The following is a 5,660-nucleotide window of genomic DNA, read 5'->3' as shown; positions in this document are numbered from 1 at the left end:
ACTTTTTCTAGCCACATAGCAAAGTGCCCCAACCGAACTCGGCTGGGGCACTTTAGTTTAGAAGCCTGGCGATGACCTACTCTCACATGGGGAATCCCCACACTACCATCGGCGATGACACGTTTCACTTCTGAGTTCGGGATGGGTCAGGTGGTTCCATGTCTCTATGGTCGCCAGGCAAACTGGCTTGTGTTGCTTCGAGTCTGACTGTCACGTTGACATGCTCTCACAATCACAAATAGGGCGGTAAATAAGCTGAATACTGTTTTCTCATCCTGTTTCCAGGGTTGCAACAATCCGCTGCAGTTTCTTGATTTCTTTCGATGGCTAAACCACTTGATTATATGGTCAAGCCTCACGAGCAATTAGTACAGGTTAGCTCAACGCCTCACAACGCTTACACACCCTGCCTATCAACGTCCTGGTCTTGAACGGCTCTTTAGGGGAATCAAGTTCCCAGGGAGATCTTATCTTGGAAGAGGCTTCCCGCTTAGATGCTTTCAGCGGTTATCCCGTCCGAACATAGCTACCGGGCAATGCGATTGGCATCACAACCCGAACACCAGAGGTTCGTCCACTTCGGTCCTCTCGTACTAGAAGCAGCTTTCCTCAAATCTCCAACGCCCACGGCAGATAGGGACCGAACTGTCTCACGACGTTCTGAACCCAGCTCGCGTACCACTTTAAATGGCGAACAGCCATACCCTTGGGACCGGCTTCAGCCCCAGGATGTGATGAGCCGACATCGAGGTGCCAAACACCGCCGTCGATGTGAACTCTTGGGCGGTATCAGCCTGTTATCCCCGGAGTACCTTTTATCCGTTGAGCGATGGCCCTTCCATACAGAACCACCGGATCACTATGACCTACTTTCGTACCTGCTCGACTTGTCAGTCTCGCAGTTAAGCGCGCTTGTGCCATTACACTAACCTCACGATTTCCGACCGTGATTAGCGCACCTTCGTGCTCCTCCGTTACACTTTGGGAGGAGACCGCCCCAGTCAAACTACCCACCACACAATGTCCTCGAACCAGATAATGGTCCAGAGTTAGAACCCCAATAGTACCAGGCTGGTATTTCAAGATTGGCTCCACCTAAGCTAGCGCCTAGGTTTCAAAGCCTCCCAGCTATCCTACACAAGTAATATCAGAGTCCACTGTGAAGCTATAGTAAAGGTTCACGGGGTCTTTCCGTCTAGCCGCGGGTATACGGCATCTTAACCGCAATTTCAATTTCACTGAGTCTCGGGTGGAGACAGCGTGGCCATCGTTACGCCATTCGTGCAGGTCGGAACTTACCCGACAAGGAATTTCGCTACCTTAGGACCGTTATAGTTACGGCCGCCGTTTACCGGGGCTTCGATCAAGAGCTTCGCTTACGCTAACCCCATCAATTAACCTTCCGGCACCGGGCAGGCGTCACACCCTATACGTCCACTTTCGTGTTTGCAGAGTGCTATGTTTTTGATAAACAGTCGCAGCCACCTGGTCACTTCGGCCAGCCTCAGCTTAGGGAGCAAGTCCCATCACCAAAACCGGCGTACCTTCTCCCGAAGTTACGGTACCATTTTGCCTAGTTCCTTCACCCGAGTTCTCTCAAGCGCCTTGGTATTCTCTACCTGACCACCTGTGTCGGTTTGGGGTACGGTTCGTTATAACCTGAAGCTTAGAAGATTTTCTTGGAAGCATGGCATCAACGACTTCGCTCAAAAGAGAGCTCGTCATCACCTCTCAGCCTTAAGGACCCGGATTTGCCTAAGTCCTCAGCCTACTAGCTTAAACGCGGACAACCAACGCCGCGATCGCCTAGCCTACTCCGTCCCTCCATCGCAGTTATAACAAGTACGGGAATATTAACCCGTTTCCCATCGATTACGCTTTTCAGCCTCACCTTAGGGGCCGACTAACCCTGCCCTGATTAGCATGGGGCAGGAAACCTTGGTCTTCCGGCGAGGGGGTTTTTCACCCCCTTTGTCGTTACTCATGTCAGCATTCGCACTTCTGATACCTCCAGCAAGCCTCTCGACTCACCTTCACAGGCGTACAGAACGCTCCTCTACCATGCACATAGTGCATCCGCAGCTTCGGTTCTACGTTTAGCCCCGTTACATCTTCCGCGCAGGCCGACTCGACTAGTGAGCTATTACGCTTTCTTTAAAGGATGGCTGCTTCTAAGCCAACCTCCTAGCTGTCTGAGCCTTCCCACATCGTTTCCCACTTAACGTAGATTTGGGACCTTAGCTGGCGGTCTGGGTTGTTTCCCTCTTGACGACGGACGTTAGCACCCGCCGTCTGTCTGCCATGATTGTACTCCGCGGTATTCGGAGTTTGCATGGGGTTGGTAAGTCGGGATGACCCCCTAGCCCAAACAGTGCTCTACCCCCGCGGGTAAGACATGACGCTCTACCTAAATAGATTTCGAGGAGAACCAGCTATCTCCCGGTTTGATTAGCCTTTCACTCCGATCCACAGCTCATCCCCAAATTTTTCAACATTTGTGGGTTCGGTCCTCCAATGCCTGTTACGGCATCTTCAACCTGGCCATGGATAGATCACCGGGTTTCGGGTCTAATGCCAGCAACTAATTCGCCCTATTAAGACTCGGTTTCCCTACGCCTCCCCTAAACGGTTAAGCTCGCTACTGACATTAAGTCGCTGACCCATTATACAAAAGGTACGCAGTCACAGAACAAGTCTGCTCCTACTGCTTGTACGCATACGGTTTCAGGATCTATTTCACTCCCCTCTCCGGGGTTCTTTTCGCCTTTCCCTCACGGTACTGGTTCACTATCGGTCAATTGGTAGTATTTAGCCTTAGAGGATGGTCCCCCTATCTTCAGTCAAGATAACACGTGTCCCGACCTACTTATCGCAAGCTTAGTACCACAAGTGCGTTTTCGTGTACGGGGCTATCACCCTGTATCGCCGGACTTTCCAGACCGTTCCACTAACACACAAGCTATCACTTGCAGGCTGATCCCCGTTCGCTCGCCGCTACTAAGAGAATCTCGGTTGATTTCTTTTCCTCAGGGTACTTAGATGTTTCAGTTCCCCTGGTTCGCCTCTCAAGACCTATGTATTCAGTCAAGAGATACCTAGCTTATGCTAGGTGGGTTTCCCCATTCGGACATCTCTGGATCAAAGGTTGGTTGCCACCTCCCCAGAGCTTTTCGCAGGCTCCAACGTCCTTCATCGCCTCCAATTGCCAAGGCATCCACCGTATGCGCTTAGTCGCTTGACCATATAAGCAAATAGACTAGCCATCGTTATATCATCAAGAAACTGCTATCTGATTACACGCGACTTGCTGCGTAATCAGTTTTCGCCGGATTATTACAACACTTGAGAAAACAGTGTTTTATTTCAGCTTATTTACCTTGTTAAAGAACATCTGATTGTAAAAACCAGAAACAAAAACTCTTCACATACATGCAAAAGCTTTTCTTTCTGACTTCTTGGCGATAATCTGGTCACCCCCCCAAAGCGGGAAGTGGTGGAGCTATGCGGGATCGAACCGCAGACCTCCTGCGTGCAAGGCAGGCGCTCTCCCAGCTGAGCTATAGCCCCATGTCAATGCCCAACTCTACCCCGCTTACTTTTCAGTAACTGCCGCGAGATAGTGGTGGGTCTGGGAGGACTTGAACCTCCGACCTCACCCTTATCAGGGGTGCGCTCTAACCACCTGAGCTACAGACCCAATCTTGCATATCCAGCCAATCATCAGCTGAACCAAGCAATTCTGCACTCTCATGCAGAGGGCTTTATCACGTAACCCAGTGGCCCGTGAAATTATCGCTTTCAATCAATTGAGATCTAAGTAATTCGTGTGAGCACTTGCCAACTTCTTGCGCTCAAGTTAAGGAGGTGATCCAGCCCCAGGTTCCCCTAGGGCTACCTTGTTACGACTTCACCCCAGTCATGAACCACACCGTGGTGAACGTCCCCCCGAAGGTTAGACTATCCACTTCTGGTGCAATCCACTCCCATGGTGTGACGGGCGGTGTGTACAAGGCCCGGGAACGTATTCACCGCGACATTCTGATTCGCGATTACTAGCGATTCCGACTTCATGGAGTCGAGTTGCAGACTCCAATCCGGACTACGAACGGTTTTAAGGGATTGGCTTGCTCTCGCGAGTTTGCAGCCCTCTGTACCGCCCATTGTAGCACGTGTGTAGCCCAGGTCGTAAGGGCCATGATGACTTGACGTCGTCCCCACCTTCCTCCGGTTTGTCACCGGCAGTCTCCTTAGAGTTCCCAGCATTACCTGATGGCAACTAAGGACAAGGGTTGCGCTCGTTACGGGACTTAACCCAACATCTCACGACACGAGCTGACGACAGCCATGCAGCACCTGTCACTGCGTTCCCGAAGGCACTAATCTATCTCTAGAAAATTCGCAGGATGTCAAGACCTGGTAAGGTTCTTCGCGTTGCATCGAATTAAACCACATGCTCCACCGCTTGTGCGGGCCCCCGTCAATTCATTTGAGTTTTAACCTTGCGGCCGTACTCCCCAGGCGGTCTACTTAGTGCGTTAGCTGCGCCACTAAAGAATCAAGTTCCCCAACGGCTAGTAGACATCGTTTACGGCGTGGACTACCAGGGTATCTAATCCTGTTTGCTCCCCACGCTTTCGCACCTCAGCGTCAGTATTGGTCCAGACAGTCGCCTTCGCCACTGATGTTCCTCCAGATATCTACGCATTTCACCGCTACACCTGGAATTCCACTATCCTCTACCATACTCTAGCTCCGCAGTATCAAATGCAGTTCCCAGGTTGAGCCCGGGGCTTTCACATCTGACTGACGAAGCCGCCTACGCGCGCTTTACGCCCAGTAATTCCGATTAACGCTCGCACCCTCCGTATTACCGCGGCTGCTGGCACGGAGTTAGCCGGTGCTTCTTCTATAGGTAACGTCACAGTTGCAACGTATTAAGTTACAACCTTTCCTCCCTATTGAAAGTGCTTTACAACCCGAAGGCCTTCTTCACACACGCGGCATGGCTGCGTCAGGCTTTCGCCCATTGCGCAATATTCCCCACTGCTGCCTCCCGTAGGAGTTTGGGCCGTGTCTCAGTCCCAATGTGGCTGATCATCCTCTCAGACCAGCTATAGATCGTCGCCTTGGTGAGCCATTACCTCACCAACAAGCTAATCTAACGCGGGCTCATCCAATAGCGCGAGGTCCGAAGATCCCCCGCTTTCCCCCGTAGGGCGTATGCAGTATTAGCTCGAGTTTCCCCGAGTTATCCTCCACTACTAGGTAGATTCCCACGCGTTACTCACCCGTCCGCCACTCTACTCACACCGAAGTGCTTTCGCGTTCGACTTGCATGTGTTAGGCCTGCCGCCAGCGTTCAATCTGAGCCATGATCAAACTCTTCAGTTCAATCTTTTACATCAGCCAAAGGCATGATGAGATGGTTACGCAAAACCTGCTTTACCATCTAAAATCTCGGCTCAGAGACGTGTTAATCGATTCTTCAAAATTTGAATTGTCGAGTTACTTATCTCTGAATATTTAATGTCGCAATATCCATCAACAAGTACCCACACGAATTACTTGATCTCATCTTTTTAAATAACTCAAAACCGCCAGGGCTTTGATATTCGCTTCAAGTTATCCCCGAAGCGAGGACGCGTATTATAAATACTTCG

General features: G+C 51.0%; 2 tRNA genes and 3 rRNA genes. All 5 read right to left on the bottom strand.

The features are described from left to right. Positions 1 to 63: 63 nt before the first annotated feature. Positions 64 to 178: ribosomal RNA gene (gene rrf / locus HNR64_RS16900) — 5S ribosomal RNA — on the bottom strand. A gap of 166 nt (positions 179 to 344) precedes the next feature. Next, a 23S ribosomal RNA gene (locus tag HNR64_RS16895) occupies positions 345 to 3,241 on the bottom strand. A gap of 250 nt (positions 3,242 to 3,491) precedes the next feature. Next, positions 3,492 to 3,567, bottom strand: a tRNA-Ala gene (locus HNR64_RS16890). A 53-nt stretch (positions 3,568 to 3,620) separates the two neighbouring features. Continuing rightward, positions 3,621 to 3,697, bottom strand: a tRNA-Ile gene (locus HNR64_RS16885). Between the two features lie 160 nt (positions 3,698 to 3,857). Then, positions 3,858 to 5,391 (bottom strand): 16S ribosomal RNA (locus HNR64_RS16880). Together the 16S, 23S and 5S rRNA genes with 2 tRNA genes alongside form the textbook arrangement of a ribosomal RNA operon. Positions 5,392 to 5,660 lie beyond the last annotated feature (269 nt).

The sequence above is a fragment of the Spongiibacter marinus genome (assembly GCF_016906995.1).
GTDB lineage: Bacteria > Pseudomonadota > Gammaproteobacteria > Pseudomonadales > Spongiibacteraceae > Spongiibacter > Spongiibacter marinus.
This window is presented reverse-complemented; position numbering and strand designations above follow the sequence as displayed.